Annotated in this window: 35 protein-coding genes; 34 read left to right on the top strand and 1 reads right to left on the bottom strand. The window is 61.3% G+C overall.

Going from position 1 to position 21,293, the window contains the following annotated elements; genetic code table 11:
* Positions 1–25: 25 nt before the first annotated feature.
* The 33 genes from rpsL to rplQ all read left to right on the top strand — a co-directional run bounded on the left by rpsL (position 26) and on the right by rplQ (position 18,417).
* Positions 26–403: a 30S ribosomal protein S12 gene (gene rpsL, locus V5B60_RS01280; RefSeq protein ID WP_034938556.1), complete on the top strand. Its 378-nt coding sequence runs from the start codon at positions 26–28 to the stop codon at positions 401–403.
* 95 nt (positions 404–498) lie between these two features.
* Positions 499–969 (top strand): 30S ribosomal protein S7, encoded by a 471-nt coding sequence (gene rpsG / locus V5B60_RS01275; RefSeq protein ID WP_295372239.1) that lies wholly within the window; start codon positions 499–501, stop codon positions 967–969.
* A 67-nt stretch (positions 970–1,036) separates the two neighbouring features.
* Positions 1,037–3,130, top strand: a complete 2,094-nt coding sequence (gene fusA, locus V5B60_RS01270) for an elongation factor G (RefSeq protein ID WP_332345238.1) — start codon at positions 1,037–1,039, stop codon at positions 3,128–3,130.
* Between the two features lie 21 nt (positions 3,131–3,151).
* The gene (gene tuf / locus V5B60_RS01265; protein WP_332345237.1) at positions 3,152–4,342 is read left to right on the top strand and encodes an elongation factor Tu; all 1,191 of its coding nucleotides are present in this window, start codon (positions 3,152–3,154) and stop codon (positions 4,340–4,342) included.
* A gap of 59 nt (positions 4,343–4,401) precedes the next feature.
* Positions 4,402–4,713 carry a 30S ribosomal protein S10 gene (gene rpsJ, locus V5B60_RS01260; protein ID WP_034895367.1) on the top strand — a complete coding sequence of 104 codons (312 nt, stop codon included), beginning with the start codon at positions 4,402–4,404 and terminating at the stop codon, positions 4,711–4,713.
* 112 nt (positions 4,714–4,825) lie between these two features.
* The gene (gene rplC / locus V5B60_RS01255) at positions 4,826–5,470 is read left to right on the top strand and encodes a 50S ribosomal protein L3 (RefSeq protein ID WP_332345236.1); all 645 of its coding nucleotides are present in this window, start codon (positions 4,826–4,828) and stop codon (positions 5,468–5,470) included.
* Positions 5,471–6,091 (top strand): 50S ribosomal protein L4, encoded by a 621-nt coding sequence (rplD, locus tag V5B60_RS01250; RefSeq protein WP_332345235.1) that lies wholly within the window; start codon positions 5,471–5,473, stop codon positions 6,089–6,091. It begins immediately after the preceding gene.
* The gene (rplW, locus tag V5B60_RS01245; protein ID WP_332345234.1) at positions 6,088–6,390 is read left to right on the top strand and encodes a 50S ribosomal protein L23; all 303 of its coding nucleotides are present in this window, start codon (positions 6,088–6,090) and stop codon (positions 6,388–6,390) included. Before rplD ends, rplW begins: the two co-directional genes overlap by 4 nt.
* Positions 6,390–7,217, top strand: a complete 828-nt coding sequence (gene rplB, locus V5B60_RS01240) for a 50S ribosomal protein L2 (protein WP_332345233.1) — start codon at positions 6,390–6,392, stop codon at positions 7,215–7,217. Before rplW ends, rplB begins: the two co-directional genes overlap by 1 nt.
* Before the next feature lie 13 nt (positions 7,218–7,230).
* On the top strand, positions 7,231–7,506 hold the full coding sequence (gene rpsS, locus V5B60_RS01235) for a 30S ribosomal protein S19 (protein ID WP_034895357.1): 276 nt from the start codon (positions 7,231–7,233) through the stop codon (positions 7,504–7,506).
* Between the two features lie 10 nt (positions 7,507–7,516).
* A complete protein-coding gene (rplV, locus tag V5B60_RS01230; protein ID WP_332345232.1) occupies positions 7,517–7,846 on the top strand; it encodes a 50S ribosomal protein L22 in 330 nt (109 codons plus the stop codon).
* Positions 7,847–7,855: 9 nt separating this feature from the next.
* Entirely contained in the window at positions 7,856–8,692 is an 837-nt protein-coding gene (gene rpsC / locus V5B60_RS01225) for a 30S ribosomal protein S3 (protein ID WP_034938549.1), read from the top strand.
* Positions 8,676–9,089 (top strand): 50S ribosomal protein L16, encoded by a 414-nt coding sequence (gene rplP, locus V5B60_RS01220; RefSeq protein WP_034938547.1) that lies wholly within the window; start codon positions 8,676–8,678, stop codon positions 9,087–9,089. The genes rpsC and rplP overlap by 17 nt, the downstream gene beginning before the upstream one ends.
* Positions 9,090–9,091: 2 nt before the next feature.
* Complete coding sequence (gene rpmC, locus V5B60_RS01215) at positions 9,092–9,283, top strand: 50S ribosomal protein L29 (RefSeq protein ID WP_034938544.1); 192 nt, start codon at positions 9,092–9,094, stop codon at positions 9,281–9,283.
* Positions 9,280–9,546: a 30S ribosomal protein S17 gene (gene rpsQ / locus V5B60_RS01210; protein ID WP_332345231.1), complete on the top strand. Its 267-nt coding sequence runs from the start codon at positions 9,280–9,282 to the stop codon at positions 9,544–9,546. The genes rpmC and rpsQ overlap by 4 nt, the downstream gene beginning before the upstream one ends.
* Before the next feature lie 130 nt (positions 9,547–9,676).
* Positions 9,677–10,045: a 50S ribosomal protein L14 gene (gene rplN / locus V5B60_RS01205; RefSeq protein WP_295371669.1), complete on the top strand. Its 369-nt coding sequence runs from the start codon at positions 9,677–9,679 to the stop codon at positions 10,043–10,045.
* Positions 10,046–10,052: 7 nt separating this feature from the next.
* Positions 10,053–10,370, top strand: a complete 318-nt coding sequence (gene rplX / locus V5B60_RS01200) for a 50S ribosomal protein L24 (RefSeq protein ID WP_332345230.1) — start codon at positions 10,053–10,055, stop codon at positions 10,368–10,370.
* A gap of 9 nt (positions 10,371–10,379) precedes the next feature.
* Positions 10,380–10,919, top strand: a complete 540-nt coding sequence (gene rplE / locus V5B60_RS01195; protein WP_332345229.1) for a 50S ribosomal protein L5 — start codon at positions 10,380–10,382, stop codon at positions 10,917–10,919.
* 6 nt (positions 10,920–10,925) lie between these two features.
* Positions 10,926–11,231, top strand: a complete 306-nt coding sequence (rpsN, locus tag V5B60_RS01190) for a 30S ribosomal protein S14 (protein WP_332345228.1) — start codon at positions 10,926–10,928, stop codon at positions 11,229–11,231.
* Between the two features lie 14 nt (positions 11,232–11,245).
* Positions 11,246–11,641, top strand: coding sequence for a 30S ribosomal protein S8 (gene rpsH / locus V5B60_RS01185; protein WP_332345227.1), 396 nt, complete (start codon positions 11,246–11,248; stop codon positions 11,639–11,641).
* A 9-nt stretch (positions 11,642–11,650) separates the two neighbouring features.
* Positions 11,651–12,187 carry a 50S ribosomal protein L6 gene (rplF, locus tag V5B60_RS01180; protein ID WP_332345226.1) on the top strand — a complete coding sequence of 179 codons (537 nt, stop codon included), beginning with the start codon at positions 11,651–11,653 and terminating at the stop codon, positions 12,185–12,187.
* A 13-nt stretch (positions 12,188–12,200) separates the two neighbouring features.
* Positions 12,201–12,554 carry a 50S ribosomal protein L18 gene (rplR, locus tag V5B60_RS01175; protein WP_332350371.1) on the top strand — a complete coding sequence of 118 codons (354 nt, stop codon included), beginning with the start codon at positions 12,201–12,203 and terminating at the stop codon, positions 12,552–12,554.
* Positions 12,555–12,583: 29 nt separating this feature from the next.
* Complete coding sequence (rpsE, locus tag V5B60_RS01170; RefSeq protein WP_332345224.1) at positions 12,584–13,108, top strand: 30S ribosomal protein S5; 525 nt, start codon at positions 12,584–12,586, stop codon at positions 13,106–13,108.
* Positions 13,109–13,111: 3 nt separating this feature from the next.
* Positions 13,112–13,294 (top strand): 50S ribosomal protein L30, encoded by a 183-nt coding sequence (gene rpmD / locus V5B60_RS01165; RefSeq protein ID WP_034938520.1) that lies wholly within the window; start codon positions 13,112–13,114, stop codon positions 13,292–13,294.
* 1 nt (position 13,295) lies between these two features.
* The gene (gene rplO / locus V5B60_RS01160) at positions 13,296–13,730 is read left to right on the top strand and encodes a 50S ribosomal protein L15 (RefSeq protein ID WP_332345223.1); all 435 of its coding nucleotides are present in this window, start codon (positions 13,296–13,298) and stop codon (positions 13,728–13,730) included.
* A 23-nt stretch (positions 13,731–13,753) separates the two neighbouring features.
* Positions 13,754–15,079: a preprotein translocase subunit SecY gene (gene secY, locus V5B60_RS01155; RefSeq protein WP_332345222.1), complete on the top strand. Its 1,326-nt coding sequence runs from the start codon at positions 13,754–13,756 to the stop codon at positions 15,077–15,079.
* Between the two features lies 1 nt (position 15,080).
* Positions 15,081–15,299, top strand: a complete 219-nt coding sequence (gene infA, locus V5B60_RS01150; protein WP_014235458.1) for a translation initiation factor IF-1 — start codon at positions 15,081–15,083, stop codon at positions 15,297–15,299.
* Between the two features lie 67 nt (positions 15,300–15,366).
* Positions 15,367–15,480: a 50S ribosomal protein L36 gene (rpmJ, locus tag V5B60_RS01145; RefSeq protein ID WP_332345221.1), complete on the top strand. Its 114-nt coding sequence runs from the start codon at positions 15,367–15,369 to the stop codon at positions 15,478–15,480.
* A gap of 76 nt (positions 15,481–15,556) precedes the next feature.
* A complete protein-coding gene (rpsM, locus tag V5B60_RS01140) occupies positions 15,557–15,919 on the top strand; it encodes a 30S ribosomal protein S13 (RefSeq protein ID WP_332345220.1) in 363 nt (120 codons plus the stop codon).
* Between the two features lie 20 nt (positions 15,920–15,939).
* A complete protein-coding gene (gene rpsK, locus V5B60_RS01135) occupies positions 15,940–16,335 on the top strand; it encodes a 30S ribosomal protein S11 (protein WP_034938510.1) in 396 nt (131 codons plus the stop codon).
* A gap of 12 nt (positions 16,336–16,347) precedes the next feature.
* Entirely contained in the window at positions 16,348–16,977 is a 630-nt protein-coding gene (rpsD, locus tag V5B60_RS01130; protein ID WP_332345219.1) for a 30S ribosomal protein S4, read from the top strand.
* Between the two features lie 39 nt (positions 16,978–17,016).
* Complete coding sequence (locus V5B60_RS01125) at positions 17,017–17,991, top strand: DNA-directed RNA polymerase subunit alpha (protein WP_332345218.1); 975 nt, start codon at positions 17,017–17,019, stop codon at positions 17,989–17,991.
* Positions 17,992–18,021: 30 nt separating this feature from the next.
* A complete protein-coding gene (gene rplQ / locus V5B60_RS01120; RefSeq protein WP_332345217.1) occupies positions 18,022–18,417 on the top strand; it encodes a 50S ribosomal protein L17 in 396 nt (131 codons plus the stop codon).
* A gap of 62 nt (positions 18,418–18,479) precedes the next feature.
* Here the strand turns inward: rplQ and V5B60_RS01115 are convergent, their stop codons facing one another.
* A complete protein-coding gene (locus tag V5B60_RS01115; RefSeq protein ID WP_332345216.1) occupies positions 18,480–20,315 on the bottom strand; it encodes an ABCB family ABC transporter ATP-binding protein/permease in 1,836 nt (611 codons plus the stop codon).
* A gap of 199 nt (positions 20,316–20,514) precedes the next feature.
* On the opposite strand from V5B60_RS01115, the gene V5B60_RS01110 reads away from it, so the two are divergent.
* The gene (locus V5B60_RS01110) at positions 20,515–21,270 is read left to right on the top strand and encodes a TetR/AcrR family transcriptional regulator (RefSeq protein ID WP_332345215.1); all 756 of its coding nucleotides are present in this window, start codon (positions 20,515–20,517) and stop codon (positions 21,268–21,270) included.
* The last annotated feature ends 23 nt before the right edge of the window (positions 21,271–21,293 follow it).

The following is a 21,293-nucleotide window of genomic DNA, read 5'->3' as shown; positions in this document are numbered from 1 at the left end:
CTGCACTGAACTTGAGGGTGGAAACATGCCAACCATAAACCAGCTGGTGCGCAAGCCTCGCGAGGCCATCCGCACCAAGAGCAAAGTCCCCGCGTTGAGCAACTGTCCGCAAAAACGTGGCGTCTGCACTCGCGTCTATACGACCACGCCGAAGAAGCCCAACTCCGCTTTGCGCAAGGTGTGCAAAGTCCGTCTGACGAACGGCTTCGAGGTCATTTCGTACATCGGTGGTGAAGGTCACAACCTGCAGGAGCACTCGGTTGTCCTCATACGCGGTGGTCGCGTCAAGGACCTGCCGGGTGTGCGCTATCACACCGTTCGCGGGTCGCTCGATACGCAGGGCGTGAAAAAGCGCAAGCAGGGTCGTTCCAAGTACGGCACCAAGCGCCCGAAGGCCGCCTGAGTTCCGCCTGATTGAGGGCCGCTCCGGATGGGCGGCCCGGGAAGGGGACGGCTGGTGTCGGTTCCTTCCTCCGATTGTGACTATGAGAGGTTGCCATGCCCCGTCGTCGTGAAGTGCCCAAGCGCGATATCCTGCCGGATCCGAAATACGGCAATGTCGATGTATCGAAGTTCGTCAATACGATCATGAAGAGCGGCAAGAAATCGGTCGCCGAGCGTATCGTCTATGGTGCCTTTGACCAGGTCGTCAGCAAGAGCGGCAAGGATCCCCTGGAGGTTTTCAGCGCGGCTCTCGGCAACATCAAGCCTCTGGTCGAAGTCAAGAGCCGGCGCGTCGGCGGCGCCAATTATCAGGTCCCGGTCGAGGTCCGCCCCAGCCGCCGGATGGCGCTCGCCATGCGCTGGCTGCGCGACTATGCCCGCAGGCGCTCCGAAAAGTCGATGGGGCAGCGTCTTGCCGCCGAGATGCTCGAGGCTGCGGAAAGCCGCGGCGCAGCCGTGAAGAAGCGCGACGAGGTGCATCGCATGGCCGAGGCCAACAAGGCCTTTGCGCATTTCCGTTTCTGATCGTACCGCAGCGGCGCCGCTCCCGCCGGCGCTGCCTATCGTTCTTTATTAGTGAAGGTCCATTACTGTGGCACGGAAAACCCCCATTGAGCGGTACCGGAACATCGGTATCAGCGCCCACATCGATGCCGGCAAGACGACGGCGACCGAGCGCATCCTGTTTTACACCGGGATCAACCACAAGATCGGTGAAGTGCACGACGGCGCCGCGACCATGGACTGGATGGCGCAGGAGCAGGAGCGCGGCATCACCATCACTTCGGCGGCGACAACGTGCTTCTGGAAAGGCATGCAGCTCGACCGTCCCGAGCATCGCATCAACATCATCGATACGCCGGGACACGTCGACTTCACCATCGAAGTGGAGCGTTCGATGCGTGTCCTCGATGGTGCGTGCATGGTCTACTGTGCCGTAGGTGGGGTGCAGCCGCAGTCGGAGACTGTCTGGCGGCAGGCGACCAAGTACAAGGTTCCGCGGCTGGCCTTCGTGAACAAGATGGACCGACAGGGGGCCGACTTTTTCAAGGTCGTCGAGCAAATGCGCGCGCGCCTCAAGGCCAACCCGATACCGATCGTCATCCCGATCGGCAAGGAAGACTACTTCGAGGGTGTCGTCGACCTGGCCAAGATGAAGGCGATCTACTGGGACGAAGCCTCTCTGGGAATGAAGTTCGACTATCGCGAGATTCCGGCCGAGCTGCAGGCGGAGGCGGAGGAGTGGCGGAGCAAGATGGTCGAGGCGGCGGCCGAATCGTCCGAGGAACTGATGGACAAGTACCTCGAAGAAGGTGACCTGAGCGAGGCGGACATCATCCACGGCCTGCGCCAGCGCACCATCGCCTGCGAGATTCAGCCGGCACTCTGCGGCACGGCCTTCAAGAACAAGGGCGTGCAACGCATGCTTGATGCGGTCATTGATCTCCTGCCGTCGCCAGTGGATATTCCAGCCGTCACCGGTGAAAGCGAGAGCGGCGAGCCGGCAACGCGTGACGCGGCCGATACGGCCAAGTTCTCTGCCCTTGCCTTCAAGCTGATGACCGACCCCTATGTCGGGCAACTGACCTTCATCCGTGTCTATTCCGGCGTGCTCAAATCGGGCGATACCGTTTACAACCCGACCAAGGGGCGGCGCGAGCGCATCGGCCGCGTCCTGCAGATGCACGCCAACAACCGTGAGGAACTGAAAGAGGTCTTGGCTGGCGACATCGCCGCCTGTGTCGGTCTCAAAGAGGTCACCACCGGCGAGACGCTCTGTGATCCAGCAGCTCCCATCACCCTCGAGCGCATGGTGTTCCCGGAACCGGTGATCCACGTCGCGGTGGAGCCCAAGACGAAACCCGACCAGGAAAAGATGAGCGTCGCGCTGGGTCGGCTGGCACAGGAAGATCCGTCGTTCCGCGTCCGCACCGACGAGGAGTCGGGGCAGACGATCATTTCCGGTATGGGCGAACTGCATCTGGAGATCATCGTCGACCGTCTCAAGCGCGAGTTTGGCGTGGACGCCAACGTCGGTGCGCCGCAGGTCGCCTATCGCGAGTGCATCAAGAAGGCGGTCGAGCAGGAGGGCAAGTTCGTCAAGCAGTCCGGAGGCCGCGGCCAGTATGGGCATGTCTGGCTGAAGATGGAACCGAACGAGCCCGGCAAGGGATACGAATTCGTCGACGCGATCAAGGGTGGCACCGTGCCGCGTGAGTACATTCCAGCGGTTGACAAGGGTTTGCAGGATGCCATCACCAGTGGCGTCCTTGCCGGTTTCCCGGTGGTCGACGTCAAGTTCACCCTTTTCGAGGGTTCCTATCACGATGTCGATTCGAATGAGAACGCGTTCCGCATGGCCGCAGCCATTGCCTTCAAGGATGGCATGCGCCGGGCGTCGCCAACACTTCTCGAGCCGATGATGGCGGTCGAGGTCGAGACGCCGGAAGACTACATGGGCAACGTCATGGGGGACTTGTCGAGTCGCCGTGGCATGATCCAGGGCATGGAAGATTTGCCGGGCAACATGAAGGCAATCAAGGCCGAGGTACCTCTGGCAGAGATGTTCGGTTATTCGACCACGCTCCGTTCGTTGAGCCAGGGTCGCGCGACCTACTCGATGGAGTTCAAGCACTATGCCGAGGCGCCGAAAAACGTCGCCGAAGCCGTCATCAACAAGAAATGACCCTGTTTTGAGGATACGTTAATGGCCAAGGGAAAATTTGAGCGCACGAAGCCGCATGTGAATGTGGGCACGATTGGGCACGTGGATCACGGGAAGACGACGCTGACGGCGGCGATCACGACGATTCTGGCGAAGAAGTTTGGTGGGGTGGCGAAGGCGTACGACCAGATTGATGCGGCGCCGGAGGAGAAGGCGCGGGGGATCACGATCAACACGGCGCACGTGGAGTACGAGACGGCGAAGCGCCACTATGCGCACGTGGACTGCCCGGGTCACGCGGACTACATCAAGAACATGATCACGGGTGCGGCGCAGATGGACGGAGCGATTCTGGTGGTGTCGGCGGCGGACGGGCCGATGCCGCAGACGCGGGAGCACATTCTGCTGGCGCGTCAGGTTGGGGTGCCGTACATCGTGGTGTATCTGAACAAGTGCGACATGGTTGATGACGCGGAGCTTCTGGAGCTGGTGGACATGGAGGTTCGCGAGCTGCTGTCGAAGTACGAGTTTCCTGGCGACGACATACCGATCATCCAGGGTTCGGCGCTGAAGGCGCTGGAAGGGGATACTGGGGAGCAGGGCGAGGGTTCGGTGATGGCGCTGGCGGATGCGCTGGACGCGTACATTCCGACGCCGCAGCGGGCGGTGGACAAGCCGTTCCTGCTGCCGATCGAGGACGTGTTCTCGATTTCGGGTCGCGGGACGGTGGTGACGGGCCGTGTCGAGCGTGGTGTGGTGAAGGTTGGCGAAGAGGTGGAGATCGTCGGCATCCGTCCGACGGTGAAGACGACGTGCACGGGAGTGGAGATGTTCCGCAAGCTGCTGGATCAGGGGCAGGCTGGGGACAACGTGGGAGTGCTGCTGCGGGGCACGAAGCGTGATGACGTGGAGCGTGGTCAGGTGCTGGCGAAGCCGGGTTCGATCAAGCCGCACACGCACTTCACGGGCGAGGTTTACTGCCTGTCGAAGGAAGAGGGTGGTCGCCACACGCCGTTCTTCAACAACTATCGTCCGCAGTTCTACTTCCGGACGACGGACGTGACGGGCGCGATCGCGATGCCGGAAGGGGTCGAGATGGTGATGCCGGGCGACAACGTGCAGATGACGGTGAAGCTGATCTCGCCGATTGCCATGGAAGAAGGGCTGCGCTTCGCGATCCGCGAGGGCGGCCGCACCGTCGGCGCCGGCGTCGTCGCCAAGATCATCGAGTAGATCGGCCAAACCCCCACAGCGGCACCTTGGCGCCGCTGATCGTTCTTTGGAAATCGAAAATGCAAAGCCAGAAAATCCGTATTCGCCTGAAGGCCTTCGACTATCGCCTGATCGATCAGTCGGCGCAGGAGATCGTGGACACCGCCAAGCGCACGGGAGCGGTTGTCCGCGGCCCAGTGCCCTTGCCGACGCGTATCCAGCGCTATGACCTGCTGCGCTCGCCGCACGTCGACAAGACCTCGCGCGACCAGCTCGAGATTCGCACGCACCTGCGCCTGATGGATATCATCGATCCGACCGACAAGACTGTCGACGCCTTGATGAAACTCGACTTGCCAGCGGGTGTGGACGTGGAAATCAAGTTGCAGTAAGGGCTTCTTGCGGCTATAATCGCCGCCTTTCGCCGGGCAGACCGAGGCTGGAGCTGCCCGTTCATTCAGCAGTGCTCGCCGGCCAATCGTAGCCGGTCAGAGGAGAATAAGCATGAGTCTAGGCCTTGTAGGGCGCAAGGTCGGCATGACGCGCATCTTTACCGACGATGGAGCCAGCATCCCGGTAACCGTGCTCGACGTGTCGAACAATCGCGTTGCCCAGATCAAAACGCCAGCAACGGATGGCTATCCTGCCGTCCAGATCGCTTTCGGCAAACGCCGTCCGTCACGTGTCAACAAGCCAATGGCCGGGCATCTTGCCAAGGCTGGCGTCGAGGCCGGGCACGTTCTCAAGGAATTTCCCGTCTCGGTCGACGACCTCGCGGCGCTGAAGGCCGGCGATCAGATCAGTGTGACGATATTCACCGTTGGTCAGAAGGTCGACGTCACTGCACAAACGATCGGCAAGGGTTTTTCGGGGTCGATCAAGCGGCACAACTTCAAGTCCCAGGGTGCCGCGCACGGCAACTCGGTGTCGCACAGGGCACCGGGATCCACCGGCATGGCGCAGGATCCGGGGCGGGTGTTTCCCGGTCAGAAGATGGCGGGTCACTTTGGCGACGTCAAGCGCACGCAGCAGAATCTGGAGGTCGTCCGCGTCGATGTCGAGCGTCAGTTGCTCCTGCTCAAGGGTGCCGTACCGGGTGCCAAAGGGGCAGACGTGATCGTGCGGCCTGCAGTCAAGGCGGGGGCATAAATGGAACTCAAGCTGATCAACGAACAGGGCCTGGAGGCGAGTCGCCTCGAGGCATCGGATACGCTCTTTGGCCGCGAGTACAACGAGGCGCTGGTACATCAGGTGCTGGTTGCCTACCAGGCTAACGCCCGTGGCGGCAATCGCGCCCAGCGCGACCGCCACGAAGTTGCACACACCACCAAGAAGCCGTGGCGCCAGAAAGGTACCGGCAGGGCGCGGGCTGGAATGTCGTCGTCGCCGATCTGGCGCGGTGGTGGTCGGGCATTCCCGAACCTGGCGGATGAGAACTTCCGCCAGAAGCTCAACCGCAAGATGTATCGCGCCGGAATGGCTTCAATCCTGTCGCAGCTGGCACGGGACGATCGTTTGGCCGTTGTCGAAAGCCTGACGGTCGAGGCTCCGAAGACCAAGCTCTTTGCTAACAAAATCAAGAGTATGGGCTACGACTCGGTGCTCGTGATCACCGATGCGCTCGACGAGAATGTCTTCCTGGCGGCGCGCAACCTGCCGAATGTTCTCGTGCTGGAGGTCCACCAGGCCGATCCGGTCTCCCTGGTCCGCTTCGGCAAGGTGCTGATGACGCGCGCGGCGGTGGCGAAGTTTGAGGAGATCCTGGGATGAACGAACAACGTCTGATGCAGGTGCTGTTGGCGCCGCAGATCTCCGAGAAGGCGACCTTTGTTGCCGACAAGCATGACCAGGTGATCTTCCGCGTCGTGTCCGATGCGACCAAGGCCGAGGTCAAGGGTGCTGTCGAGCTGCTCTTCAAGGTTTCGGTCGACTCAGTGCAGATGGCCAATGTCAAGGGCAAGAAAAAGCGCTTTGGCCGCGTTGCCGGTCGCCGCAGTGGCTGGAAGAAGGCTTTTGTCTGTCTCAAGCCCGGTCAGGAAATCAACTTCGTCGATGGAGGGGGCGTCTGATGGCTCTCGTCAAAGTCAAACCGACTTCGCCCGGCCGGCGTGCCGTGATCCGCGTCGTCAACGCGAATCTGCACAAGGGCGCTCCGGTCGCCCGGCTCATCGAGCAACAGTCGAAGAAGGCGGGCCGCAACAACAACGGTCACGTGACGACCCGACATCAGGGTGGCGGCCACAAGCAGCATTACCGCCTGGTCGATTTCAAGCGTACGAAGGATGGCGTGCCGGCGAAGGTTGAGCGGCTCGAGTACGATCCCAACCGCACCGCCAACATTGCCCTGCTCTGCTATGCCGACGGCGAGCGTCGGTACATCATTGCCCCGAAGGGTCTGACGGTGGGTCAGCAGGTGACAAGTGGCTCAGAGGCACCGATCAGGGTCGGTAACGCGTTGCCCATCCGCAACATCCCGGTCGGCACGACCATCCATTGTGTCGAGATGGTCCCTGGCAAGGGTGCGCAGCTTGCGCGATCGGCCGGAACCTCGGTGCAGCTGCTGGCGCGCGAAGGAGTGCACGCGCAGTTGCGGCTGCGCTCCGGCGAGATTCGCCGCGTGCATGTCGAGTGTCGGGCGACGATTGGCGAGGTCGGCAATGAAGAGCATAGCCTCCGTTCCATAGGCAAGGCGGGTGGCACCCGTTGGCGCGGTGTTCGGCCGACGGTGCGCGGCGTCGCCATGAACCCGATCGACCATCCGCATGGTGGTGGCGAAGGGAAGACGGCATCGGGCATGCATCCGGTCAGCCCGTGGGGTACCAAGACCAAGGGCTATCGTACTCGTCGCAACAAGCGTACGACTTCGATGATCGTGCAGCGCCGGCAAAAACGCTAAGGGATAGAGAACCATGGGACGTTCCGTTAAAAAGGGCCCGTTTGCTGATGCCCACCTGATCAACAAGGTCAGCGCAGTCCGTGCGACTGGCGACAAGCGCCCGATCAAGACTTGGTCGCGCCGCTCAACGGTTCTGCCGGACTTCGTCGGCCTGACGATCGCCGTCCATAACGGCAAACAGCACATACCGGTGTACATCACCGAGAACATGGTCGGGCACAAGTTGGGCGAGTTTTCGCTGACTCGTACCTTCAAGGGCCATACGTCTGGCAAGAAGGCCAAGAAGTAGGGGAATGAATATGGAAACTCGTGCTGTGTTGCGCGGTGTGCGACTGTCGAGTCAAAAGGGCCGGCTGGTGGCAGACCAGATTCGTGGTCTGCCAGTGGACAGGGCGCTGAACATCCTTGCTTTCAGTCCCAAGAAGGGTGCCGGCATCATCAAGAAGGTGCTCGAGTCGGCGATCGCCAATGCCGAGCACAACGATGGGGCCGACATCGACGAACTGAAGGTGAAGACGATCTTCGTCGAAAAGGGCGTGGTGCTCAAGCGCTTCACTGCGCGGGCGAAAGGGCGCGGCAACCGGATCGTCAAGCCGACGTGTCACGTCTTCCTGACTGTCGGCAACTGAGGAACAAGAATGGGACAAAAGATTCATCCTACCGGCTTTCGTCTTTCAGTCACCCGTGATTGGTCGTCACGTTGGTACGCCAACAGCAAGCAGTTTGCCGGCATGCTCAACGAGGATCTGCGTGTTCGGGAGTACCTCCACAAGAAGCTGAAACACGCCTCCGTCGGTCGCATCCTCATCGAGCGTCCAGCGAAGAATGCACGCGTGACGATCTTCTCGGCGCGGCCTGGCGTCGTTATCGGCAAGAAGGGCGAGGAGATCGACAACCTGCGCGCTGCCTTGCAAAAGATCATGGGCGTGCCGGTGCATGTTGGTATCGAGGAGATCCGCAAGCCGGAACTGGATGCGCAACTGATTGCCGATTCGATCACCCAGCAGCTGGAAAAGCGGATCATGTTCCGCCGGGCGATGAAACGAGCGATGCAGAACGCGATGCGCCTCGGTGCACAGGGGATCAAGATCATGAGTTCGGGCCGTCTCAACGGGGCCGAGATCGCCCGCCGCGAGTGGTATCGGGAGGGTCGCGTGCCGCTGCACACTCTGCGGGCCGACATCGACTACGCCACCTCCGAAGCGCTGACGACCTACGGTCTGATCGGCGTCAAGGTATGGGTGTTCAAGGGTGAGATTCTTGCTCGCAGCGAGCAGGCGGCGACTGCGGACAGCGCGCTCGAAGAACAGAGGCGGCCGCGGCGCCTCGGTGCCCGGCCGGCTGACGGCGCAGACAGAGGGCGCCCAGCGAGAGGAGCGGACGAGGTTGCCAGGGTAGAAGGCGCGCCCGGGGAAGCCAGGGCGCCCGTGAAACGAGTGAGAAAGGCAGGAACGACAGATGCTGCAGCCAGCTAGAAGAAAATACCGCAAGGAGCAGAAGGGCCGCAATACGGGCCTTGCGTTGCGCGGGGCCAAGGTGAGTTTTGGCGAGTATGGGCTGAAGTCGATTGGCCGCGGGCGGCTGACTGCCAGGCAGATCGAGGCCGCGCGGCGCGCCATGACCCGCCACATCAAGCGCGGCGGCCGCATCTGGATTCGCATCTTCCCCGACAAACCGATTTCGAAGAAGCCGGCAGAGGTCCGCATGGGCAGCGGCAAGGGAAGTCCCGAGTACTACGTCGCCGAGATCAAGCCGGGCAAGGTCCTCTACGAGATGGATGGGGTAAGTGAAAGCCTGGCCCGCGAGGCCTTCTCACTCGCGGCCGCGAAGCTGCCGATCCCGACGGTGTTTGTCACACGCATGATGGGGTGATCATGAAAGCCAGTGAACTCAGAGCAAAATCGGTCGATGAGCTGAACCAGGAACTGCTCGCCCTGCTGAAGGCGCAGTTCGGATTGCGGATGCAGCTTGCTACCCAGCAGCTGACGAACAACAGCCAGGTCGGCAAGGTGCGCCGTGAGATCGCGCGCGTGCGGACGCTTCTTCGTGAAAAGGCGGTTCAATGAGCGAGACCAAGAGCAGCAAGCGCACCCTGATTGGGCGCGTCGTCAGTGACAAGATGGAAAAGACGGTGACCGTCTTGGTCGAGCGTCGTGTCAAGCACGCGATGTACGACAAGATCATCGTCCGCTCCAGCAAGTACCACGCCCAGAACGAAAACAACGAGGCGAAGCTCGGCGACACGGTGGAAATCCAGGAGTCCCGACCGCTGTCGAAGACCAAGTCTTGGGTGGTCAGTCGGCTGCTCCAACGAGCGGTCGCGATATAGTTCTTGCGTTTGTTTGCGCTCCGGATATAATCGGCGGTTTTCCTGCGCCCGACGGCAGTAACCGGTCGAGCGTTTCTCCCCTAGCGGGTTCCAAGACTGACCGCCGTTGCGGGCCAAGTTGGAGTGACACATGATTCAAGTACAGACTACTCTCGACGTTGCCGACAATACCGGTGCGCGCTCGGTGATGTGCATCAAGGTGCTCGGTGGTTCGAAGCGCCGTTACGCAGGTGTTGGTGACATCATCAAGGTGGCGATCAAGGATGCCGCGCCGCGCGGACGTGTCAAGAAGGGCGACGTTTACAGTGCCGTCGTGGTACGCACGGCGAAGGGGGTCCGTCGGGTCGACGGATCGCTCGTCAGGTTCGACCACAACGCCGCCGTCCTGCTCAACAACAAGATGGAGCCGATCGGTACGCGCATCTTCGGGCCGGTGACGCGCGAGTTGCGTGGCGACCGCTTCATGAAGATCGTCTCGCTGGCCCCGGAAGTGCTGTAGGAGGACCATGGAAAAGATTCGTAAGGGCGATGACGTCGTGGTCCTCGCCGGCAAGGACAAGGGAAAGCGGGGAACCGTCCTCGCTCGTTCGGGCGCTGAGCATGTTCTCGTCGAAGGGGTGAACCGTGTCAAGAAGCACGTCAAGCCGAATCCGGTGAAGGGCGTCGTCGGGGGCATCACCGAGAAGGAAATGCCGCTGCACGTGTCGAATGTGGCGCTTTACAACCCGGCCACTAGGAAAGCGGACCGGGTCGGCTTCAGGAAGCTTGAGGATGGTACGAAGGTACGGTTTTTCAAGTCGAACGGTGAAGTCTTGGGGGTATAAGGATCAATCATGGCGCGTTTGCTGCAGTACTACACGGATACGGTGGTTCCCGAATTGACCCAGAAGTTTGGCTACAAGTCGAAGATGGAAGTGCCGCGGATCACCAAGGTGACGCTCAACATGGGTGTCGGGGAAGCCGTGGCGGACAAGAAAGTCCTGGAAAACGCAATGGGCGACATGGTCAAGATCGCCGGTCAGAAGCCGGTGATGACCAAGGCCAGGAAATCCATTGCCGGCTTCAAGATTCGCACGGGCTATGCGATCGGTTGCATGGTTACCTTGCGGGGCCCGCGGATGTTCGAGTTCATCGATCGCTTGGTCTCTGTCGCGTTGCCGCGCGTTCGTGATTTTCGCGGCATTTCCGGAAAGGGCTTCGACGGTCGCGGCAATTACAGCATGGGTCTCAAGGAACAGATCATCTTCCCGGAAATCGAGTACGACCGGATCGACGCTCTGCGCGGCATGAACATCAGTGTCACTACTACCGCCAAGACCGATGAAGAGGCGCGTGCCCTGCTTGGCGCGTTCAAATTCCCTTTCAGGAACTGAGACGAAATGGCGAAAATCGCTGTGATCAACCGCGGTGAAAAGCGGCGCAAGGTTGTCAAGAAATATGCCACGAGACGTGCCGAACTGTTGGCTGTGATCGCCGATCAGAGCCGGTCGATCGAAGATCGATTCGATGCCCGTCTCAAGATGCAGGCGTTGCCGCGCAACGCCAGCCCGGTCAGGCTGCGCAACAGATGCCAACTCACTGGCCGTCCGCGCGGCGTCTTCCGCAAGTTTGGCCTCGCTCGCGGCAAGCTGCGCGAGTTCTTCATGCAGGGCGAAGTGCCAGGCATGGTCAAGGCTAGCTGGTAGCAGGAGAGAACAGAATGAGTATGAGCGATCCGATCAGCGACATGCTGACCCGCATCCGCAATGCCCAGATGGCGAGCAAGGCGTCCGTCGCCATGCCATCATCGAAGGTGAAAGTCGCCATTGCCCAAGTTTTGAAGGACGAGGGGTACGTCGAGGGCTTTTCGGTTGATCCCAACGCTGGCAAGCCGTTGCTCGAAATCGGGCTCAAGTACTATGCGGGCCGACCGGTGATCGAGCGGATCGACCGCGTTTCCCGACCTGGGCTTCGGATTTACCGGGGCGCTGGGGATATTCCACAGGTGATGAACGGTCTTGGAGTAGCCATCGTGTCGACTCCCAAGGGCGTGATGACCGACCGCAGGGCCCGCGCCAACCATGTTGGCGGCGAGGTTCTGTGCTTTGTCGCGTAAGGTGTAGCCATGTCCCGAGTCGCAAAGAAACCCATCGCCCTGCCGCCAGGGGTTGTCGTCGCCTTGACCAGCGAGCGGATTTCAGTCAAGGGGCCGCTTGGCCAGCTCGAGTTTGCCGCCAACCCGGCGGTGAGCATTGAAGAGGAAGGTGGCAGCCTCCACTGCAGGCCGGTTGCGGGAGCACCGGAGGCCGACGCCCTGTCGGGAACGATGCGCGCCGTGGTCGCCAACATGGTGACGGGGGTCAGTTCCGGCTTCGAGCGGAAGTTGACTCTGGTTGGGGTTGGCTATCGCGCGCAGGCTCAGGGCGACACGCTCAACCTCTCGCTGGGCTTCTCGCATCCGGTCGCCTACAGGTTGCCGGCCGGAATCACGGCGGTGACACCGACGCAGACGGAAATCGTGATCAAGGGCGTTGACCGCCAACTCGTTGGCCAGGTCGCGGCGGAAGTGCGCAGCTATCGCAAGCCGGAACCCTACAAGGGCAAGGGCGTTCGCCATGCGGACGAAGTCGTCGTGATCAAGGAAACGAAGAAGAAGAAATAAGGGTGCTCAGATGATTGACAAGAAACAGGCGCGTTTGCGCCGGGCCCGCATGACCCGGGCCAAGATCGCCGAACTCAAGACCGTGCGCTTGTCGGTGCATCGCACCAATTGCCACATCTACGCGCAGGTTCTCTCGCCATGTGGATCGCGGGTTCTTGCTGCTGCCTCGTCGCTGGAACCAGCTGTGCGGAGCATGTTGCCCAATGGCGGCGACATCAACGCGGCGAAGACGATCGGTCTGCTGATCGCCGAGCGAGCGAGAGAGGCGGGAATCGAAAGCGTCTCGTTTGACCGCGCTGGTTTCCGCTACCACGGCCGGATCAAGGCGCTGGCCGACGCAGCGCGTGAAGGCGGTCTCAAGTTCTGATCGCAGAGTGCAAGGAATTGGAGTAATCAATGGCTAAACCGCAAAGCAGGAAACCACAGCAAGCCGAGAAGCCCGATGATGGCATGCGGGAGAAGATGATCTCGATCAACCGTGTGACTAAAGTCGTCAAGGGCGGTCGGATACTCGGTTTTGCCGCACTGACCGTCGTTGGTGACGGCGACGGGCGTGTCGGGATGGGCAAGGGCAAGTCGCGCGAGGTGCCGGTGGCGGTGCAGAAGGCGATGGAGGAGGCGCGGCGCAACCTGATCCGCGTCAGCCTGAAGAACGGCACGCTGCAGCACACGGTGTTTGGTCGACACGGCGCTTCGAGAGTGATGATGCAGCCGGCACCGGAAGGTACCGGGATCATTGCCGGCGGCGCGATGCGGGCGGTTTTCGACGTTGTCGGCATGACCAACGTCGTCGCAAAGGCGCATGGTTCCACCAATCCGTACAACATCGTCCGCGCCACGATCAACGGGCTGCGCTCCATGACGACGCCCGCCGAGGTCGCTGCGAAGCGTGGCAAGTCCGTTGCCGAGATCCTGGAGTAACAGATGGCTGAGAAGACAGTGAAGGTGACTCTGGTGAGGAGTCTCATCGGCACCAAGGAGTCGCATCGGGCGACTGTTCGTGGCCTCGGGCTGCGACGCCTCAACAGCAGTTCGGTGCTGGAGGACACGCCGGCGGTACGCGGAATGATCAACAAGGTGTCCTACCTTCTGAGGTGCGAGCGCTGACATGGAACTCAATACCGTACAGCCGGCCGAGGGTTCTCGGCCGGAGAGAAAGAGAGTGGGCCGGGGCATCGGGTCCGGTTTCGGCAAGACCTGCGGTCGCGGCCACAAGGGGCAGAAGTCGCGTGCCGGCGGGCTGCACAAGGTCGGCTTCGAGGGGGGGCAGATGCCTTTGCAGCGTCGCCTGCCGAAGCGTGGCTTCAAGTCGCTGACCAGGTCGCGCAACGTCGAGGTTCGTTTGTCTGAAATCGCCCGTCTGCCGGTCGATGAGATCGATCTCGCGACATTGGTCCACGCCAGCTTGGTGGCGCAGGACGCGCTGTCGGTAAAGGTCATCCTGTCGGGGACCATCGACCGCAAGGTCATGCTTCGCGGCGTTGGAGCGACGGCCGGTGCTCGGGCTGCGATCGAAGCAGCGGGCGGCAGCGTTGCGGACTGAACCAGGTTCAGGGGTGAGTTCTCTTGGCAACTAGCGCAAATACGGTCAGCAAGGGCGGCAAGTTCGGCGACCTCAAGCGCCGGCTGTGGTTCCTCGTGGGCGCCTTGATCGTGTATCGCATTGGCGCTCACATCCCGGTGCCTGGGATCGACGCGCGGGTTCTCAGCGAACTGTTCAACCAGCAGCAAGGCGGCATCCTGGGCATGTTCAACATGTTTTCCGGGGGGGCGCTGTCACGCTTCACGATCTTTGCCCTGGGAATCATGCCGTACATTTCGGCCTCGATCATCATGCAACTGATGACACACGCCAGTCCCCAGCTCGAGGCGCTCAAGAAGGAAGGCGAGGCTGGGCGGCGCAAGATCACGCAGTACACCCGTTATGGCACCGTCTTCCTGGCGCTGTTCCAGGGTATTGGCATTGCGGTTGCCGTCGAGGCTCAACCCGGGTTGGTTCTGGAGCCAGGAATGATGTTCCGCCTCGTGACGGTCGTCACACTGGTGACCGGCACGATGTTCCTTATGTGGCTCGGAGAACAGGTGACGGAGCGTGGTCTCGGCAACGGCATCTCGATCATCATCTTTGCTGGCATCGCCGCCGGCTTGCCGAACGCCATTGGCGGGCTTCTGGAACTGGTCCGCACGGGTGCGATGCATCCGCTGACTGCGCTTGTCATCTGCGTCCTGGTGGTTCTCGTTACGGCCTTCGTCGTCTTCGTCGAGCGTGGCCAGCGGAAGATTCTGGTCAATTACGCCAAGCGGCAGGTGGGGAACAAGATTTATGGTGGGCAAAGCTCGCACCTGCCACTGAAGCTGAACATGGCAGGGGTGATTCCGCCGATTTTCGCCTCGTCGATCATTCTCTTCCCGGGTACGCTCGCCGGGTGGTTTGGCTCGGGGGAATCCGTGCGCTGGCTGAAGGACGTTGCCGGAGCCCTTTCGCCGGGGCAGCCGATCTACGTCATGCTCTATGCGGCCGCGATTGTCTTCTTCTGCTTCTTCTATACCGCCCTCGTCTTCAATTCCAAGGAGACGGCTGACAACCTCAAGCGCAGCGGCGCGTTTGTTCCCGGCATCAGGCCGGGAGACCAGACTGCGCGTTACATCGACAAGATTCTGATGCGCTTGACCCTGGTCGGCGCCGTCTACATCACCATCGTTTGCCTGCTGCCGGAGTTTCTCATTCTCAAGTGGAACGTGCCGTTTTATTTTGGCGGGACTTCTCTGCTGATCATTGTCGTGGTGACCATGGATTTCATGACCCAGGTGCAGGCCTATGCCATGTCGCACCAGTACGAGAGCCTGCTGAAGAAGGCGAACTTCAAAGGCTCCGGCCTACCGGCGAAATAGGATGGCAAAGGAAGACTTGATCGAAATGCAGGGAGAGGTCGTCGAGAACCTCCCCAACGCCACCTTCAGGGTGAAGCTCGAAAACGGTCACATGGTGCTCGGTTTCATTTCCGGGAAGATGCGGATGCATTACATCCGGATACTGCCGGGCGACAAGGTGACGGTGCAACTGACTCCCTACGATCTGAGTCGCGCGCGCATCGTCTTCCGCGCCAAGTGAAGAATCTCTACGCAACCATTCGGCGAAAGGCTGGCTGCGCCTGGGTCCGGACAATCAGGAGTCGATCATGAAAGTGCTGGCATCCGTCAAGCGCATCTGCCGCAAGTGCAAGATCATCCGCCGGCACGGCATCGTGCGGGTGATTTGTACCGATCAGCGGCACAAACAGCGGCAGGGTTGAGCGCGACGAGTCACCGTGGTGAGTCGTCAGACGTTCGAACTATAATTTCAAGTTTCGTTTTTTTTGGGGTGAAACGATGGCCCGCATCGCAGGCGTAAACCTCCCTAACCACCAGCATGCCGAGATCGCGCTGACCGCCATCTACGGGATCGGGCGTTCGCGCGCACAGAAGATTTGTGATGCTGCTGGGGTTGTCCGTTCAACCAAGATGAAGGATGTCAGCGAGGCCGAGCTGGAACGGCTGCGTGACGAGATCGGCAGGTACACCGTCGAGGGGGACCTCCGCCGCGAAGTGACGATGAGCATCAAGCGACTGATGGACTTGGGCTGCTATCGTGGCCTGCGCCATCGCAAGGGGCTGCCGTCGCGTGGCCAGCGCACGCGCACCAATGCGCGGACGCGCAAGGGCCCACGCAAGCCGATCGCCGGCAAGAAATGATCAGCAACTAGGACCCGAAGATGGCCAAGACCGCAACAAAAGTTCGCAAGAAAGTCAAGATCCGGAAGAACGTGGCTGAGGGCGTCGCCCACATCCACGCTTCGTTCAACAACACGATCATCACGATCACCGATCGCCAAGGGAACGCCCTGTCATGGGCGACCTCGGGTGGGGCCGGCTTCAAGGGCTCGCGCAAGAGCACACCCTTTGCGGCTCAGGTCGCGGCCGAGGCCGCGGGCCGGGTGGCGGTCGAGTGTGGTGTGAAGAACCTCGAGGTGCGCATCAAGGGACCTGGCCCCGGGCGGGAGTCATCGGTCCGCGCGCTGAACGCATTGGGGATGAAGATCACGGCGATCACCGATGTCACGCCGATCCCGCACAACGGCTGCCGGCCGCCCAAAAGGCGTCGGATTTAAGGAGAAGAAAAAGTGGCTCGCAATCTCGATCCGAAATGCCGCCAGTGTCGCCGTGAAGGCGAGAAGTTGTTCCTCAAAGGCGAAAAGTGCTTCACCGACAAGTGCGCCATCGAACGGCGCTCCTACGCACCCGGGCAACACGGCCAGAAGTCGGGCCAGCGCTTGTCCGACTACGGCGTCCACCTGCGCGAGAAACAGAAGATTCGGCGTATCTATGGTGTTCTCGAGGGGCAGTTCCGCAAGGTGTATCAGGAGGCTGACCGACGCCGTGGGGTCACGGGCGAAGTGCTGCTGCAGCTGCTGGAGTCGCGTCTGGACAGTGTGTGTTACCGCATGGGTTTTGCCGCGTCACGCTCGGAGTCGCGTCAGGTGGTCCGACACAACGGCGTTCTGGTCAATGGCAGAAGAGTCAACATCCCTTCGTATCAAGTGCGCCCGGGTGATGTGGTCGAGGTCTGTGACAAGACGAAGGGGCAGTTGCGGGTCAAGGCTGCTCTGGCGGCGGCCGAGTCCCGCGGCTTTCCGGCTTGGGTCGAGGTGGACGCCAAGGCCGCGAAGGGGACTTACAAGGCCAATCCCGAGCGGAGCGAGTTGCCGCCGACCATCAACGAGAGTCTGGTGATCGAACTGTACTCGAAGTAAGGGCGTCAGGGCTCGAAGGACTCAGGCAAAGGACTGTACATGCAAAGCAGTGGACTGTTTAAACCGCGCATCATCGATGTGCAGAGCTTGTCGCCGGTGCATGCACGCGTGGTGATGGAGCCGTTCGAGCGCGGCTACGGGCATACCTTGGGCAATGCGTTGCGCCGGATTCTGCTCTCGTCGATGCCCGGCTACGCGCCGACCGAAGTCAGTATCGAGGGGGTGTTGCACGAGTATTCGACGATCGATGGCGTACAGGAAGACGTCGTGGACATCATGCTCAACCTCAAGGGGGTGGTTTTTAAGCTCCACAACCGTGAAGAGGTCGTGCTGCACTTGCGCAAGGAGGGCAAGGGTGTGGTCAGGGCTGGTGACATCGAGGTCACACACGATGTCGAGATCATCAACCCCGAGCATGTCATTGCCCATCTTTCGGCCGGTGGCAAGCTGGCCATGGAGATGAAGGTGGAGCGTTCTCGCGGCTACCTGGCAGGCAATCTGCGCGACATCGGTGATGGTTCGAAGAATATCGGCAAGCTGGTCCTCGACGCTTCCTTCAGCCCGGTTCGTCGGGTCAGCTACGCGGTGGAGAGCGCTCGCGTCGAGCAGCGCACCGACCTCGACAAGCTGGTCATGGACATTGAGACGAATGGGGCCATCGAGCCCGAGGAGGCGATTCGTACCGCAGCGCGGATCCTGATGGAGCAGCTTTCGGTGTTTGCCGATCTTGCCGGGACGGCGATGCCCGTGGAGTACCAGAAGACGATCCAGGTCGATCCGCTGCTGCTGCGACCGGTGGACGACCTCGAGCTGACGGTCCGCTCGGCCAACTGTCTGAAGGCCGAAAACATCTATTACATCGGTGATCTGATACAGAGAACCGAAAACGAGTTGCTGAAGACACCCAATCTCGGACGCAAGTCGCTCAATGAAATCAAGGAAGTGTTGGCTGCCCGCTGCCTGACCCTGGGAATGAAGCTCGAGAACTGGCCACCGGCCGGCCTCGACAAGTGAGCAGCCGGAAAAGAACAGGAAGGAACTGATATGCGTCACCGTTTGGGTCTTCGCAAACTGAACCGGACCAGCTCTCACAGGCTGGCCATGCTGCAGAACATGAGTGTGTCGCTTTTGCGCTCAGAGGTCATCAAGACGACGCTGCCAAAAGCCAAGGAGCTGCGGCGCGTGGTCGAGCCGATCATCACCCTGGGCAAGAAGCCGAGCGTGGCCAACCGCCGGTTGGCGTTTGCTCGCTTGCGCGACCGTGACATGGTGGTGAAGGTCTTCGATGAACTCGGCCCGCGCTACGCGACACGCAACGGTGGTTACCTGAGGATTTTGAAGTGCGGCTTCCGCGAGGGGGACAATGCGCCGATGGCTCTTGTCGAACTGCTCGACCGGCCGATCGACGCAGGTGAGTCCTCGGCGGCGAAGGGCGACTGATCGCTGGGCAGGCGGTACGTCAACCGAGCCAGGCCGCGCGCCTGGCTTTTTTTGCGGCGGCTTCAAGTGGTGGTCGCTCTGCCCTCTGGCGGCGCCCCACCACCCGCTTCCTCGAGTTGCTGCAGCGTCCACATGTGGGCGTAGGTGCCGGCGGCCTCGAGCAGCCGCTGATGCGTTCCACGTTCGACGATGCGGCCCATGTCCATGACGAGTATCTCATCGGCGTTCATGATTGTTGACAGGCGATGCGCGATGACCAGAGTCGTGCGGCCGTGCGCGGCACGGTCCAGACTCGCCTGGATCGCCTTTTCGGTCTTCGAGTCGAGGGCTGACGTCGCCTCGTCGAAGATCAGCACGGGCGGGTTCTTGAGCAGTGCCCGGGCGATGGCCACGCGTTGCTTCTCGCCCCCCGAAAGCTTCAGGCCCCTCTCGCCGACGCGCGTTTCGTAACCCAGTGGCAACTGGTCGACGAAGGCCGCCAGCTGCGCTGCTGCCGCGGCTGCGAGAACCTGCTCGCGGTCGGCACCAGGGTTGCCGTATTGAATGTTGTAGTAGATGGTGTCGTTGAACAGCACCGTGTCCTGTGGCACGATGCCAACCGCCGCGCGCAGGCTGGCCTGAGTCAGTTGGCGGAGGTCGCTGCCGTTGACCAGAATGGCACCAGCAGTGACATCGTAAAAGCGGTAGAGCAGGCGCGCAAGCGTCGACTTGCCAGAGCCGGATTCACCAACGACGGCGACGGTTCGGCCGGCAGGAATCGAGAAGTCCACTTGGCGCAGGATCTGCCGGTTGGCTTCGTAGGAGAAGTCTACCGCTGCGAAGCGGATCGTCACGGGTCCGTCGGCGAGGCTGGTTGCATCGGGTGAATCGGCGACCTCGCGATTCACCGCCAGCAGGTCGAACAGCCGCTCGATGTCGGCGAGCGCCTGCCGAATCTCGCGATAGACGACGCCGAGGAAGTTGAGCGGCATGTAGAGCTGGACGAGAAACGCGTTAACCAGTACCAGATCGCCGAGCGTCATGCTGCCTTCGACGACGCCGGCGGCAGCTCGCCACATCATTGCCGTCACGCCGAGTGCGATGATTCCCTGCTGTCCCAGATTGAGCCACGAGAGTGACAGCTGGCTGCGTGTGGCTGCTTCTTCCCAGAGTTGCATTTGCTGGTCGTAGCGTCGGGCCTCGTAGTCTTCGTTGTTGAAGTACTTGACCGTTTCGTAGTTCAGCAGGCTGTCGATTGCCCGCGTGTTGGCTGCCGAATCGGTTTCGTTGAGCTTGCGGCGAAGCATGATCCGCCAGTTGCTGACGCTCACCGTGAAAATGATGTAGGCAACCAGCGAGGCGCTCGTGATCAGGGCCAGGCTGATGTCGTAGCGCAGCAGCAGGATGGTGAGAACGATGCTGATCTCGACCAGAGTGGGCAGGATCGAGTAGAGCGTATAGCTGATCAGGCTGGAGATCGAGCGGGTGCCACGTTCGATGTCGCGTGAAACGCCTCCGGTCTGCCGTTCCAGGTGAAAGCGCAGCGACAGGTCGTGCAGGTGACGGAAGACCTCGAGAGCGATGCGCCGGACGGCGCGTTGGGTGACGCGGGCAAAGAGAATCTCGCGCAACTCGGCGAACAAGGAAGCGGAGAAGCGCAAGGTACCGTAGAGCAGGAGGAGCCCGGCCGGCAGGATGAGCGCCTGTTGTGGGCCTGTGAGACCGTCGATCATCTCCTTGAAGATCAGCGGCACGCTGACGTTGGCCATCTTGGCTCCAACCAGGCAGGACAACGCCAGCAGAAACCGCCACTTGTGTTGCCAGAGGTAGGGCAGCAGCCTGCGGAGCGTCGCTGCGACATGCGCATCACCGGCCGCTGGCCTGTTGCCAGCCGGGTAGTCAGAAGCAGTACGGCGCATGGGCAGGTGGCTCGATCGGGTTGTCAATGACCCCGGCAGTATGCCTTGTTGCCGCGCATCCTCTCAAGCGGCAGACGGTCGGGAAAAAAAGCTTGCATTCGCGAAGCGCTCACCCTAGAATTAAAACGAACGTTTGAACTAGCGTTGTGGCCGATGAGCCCAGCATTTTCCAGAACCCCATCCAGCGACCAGTCAGCAGATGCCCGAGCAAAAGACCAACAGTGATACCCGCGATCGGATCCTCGATGTCGCCGAGCGCCTGTTCATGGAGAACGGCTACGAGGCGACCTCGATGCGCATGATCACTGGCGCGGCCGAGGTCAATCTGGCAGCCGTCAACTACCACTTTGGTTGCAAGGAGGCGCTGCTGCGCGATGTCTTCCGACGGCGCCTGGGGTGGCTCAACGACAATCGCCTGCAGGCCCTCGACCGTCTCGAGGCGCAGGCCGGCGGCGGGGCGCTGAAACCTTCGCAGATCCTCGAGGCGTTCTTCGGCACGCTGCTGCGCATGGGTGAGGACAAGACCCTTGGTGGAATGACCTTCCTGCGGCTCCTCGGTCGCACGTTGACCGAACCGGCGGAGTTCATCCGCACCTTCTTTGCCGGCGAATATGCCGAGGTGATCGATCGCTACAAGCAGGCGCTGTACCGGGCTTTGCCCGACGTGCCGCAGGCGGAGATCGTCTGGCGCCTGCACTTCATGCTCGGGGCCATGTCCTACGCCATCGCCGGCACCGACGTCCTGCGCGTGGTGACCGGCGTCGAAGTCGACGACCTGGCTGGCGAGCGTCCGGTTCAGGAGGACGATACGATTCGCGCCAGGCGCCTCGCGCAGAGGCTGATGCCCTTCCTGCTCGGCGGCCTGCGGGCTCCGTTGCCGCAGTTCGACGAGCCAGCAGCAAACCAAAAAGAGTTGCCGAGCAAGGCAGCCGGAGAAAGCAGACCCGGGACCTAGAACCCAAGACCAATCACAGGAGA

The organism is Accumulibacter sp. (genome assembly GCF_036625195.1).
Taxonomy (GTDB): Bacteria; Pseudomonadota; Gammaproteobacteria; order Burkholderiales; family Rhodocyclaceae; genus Accumulibacter.
This window is presented reverse-complemented; position numbering and strand designations above follow the sequence as displayed.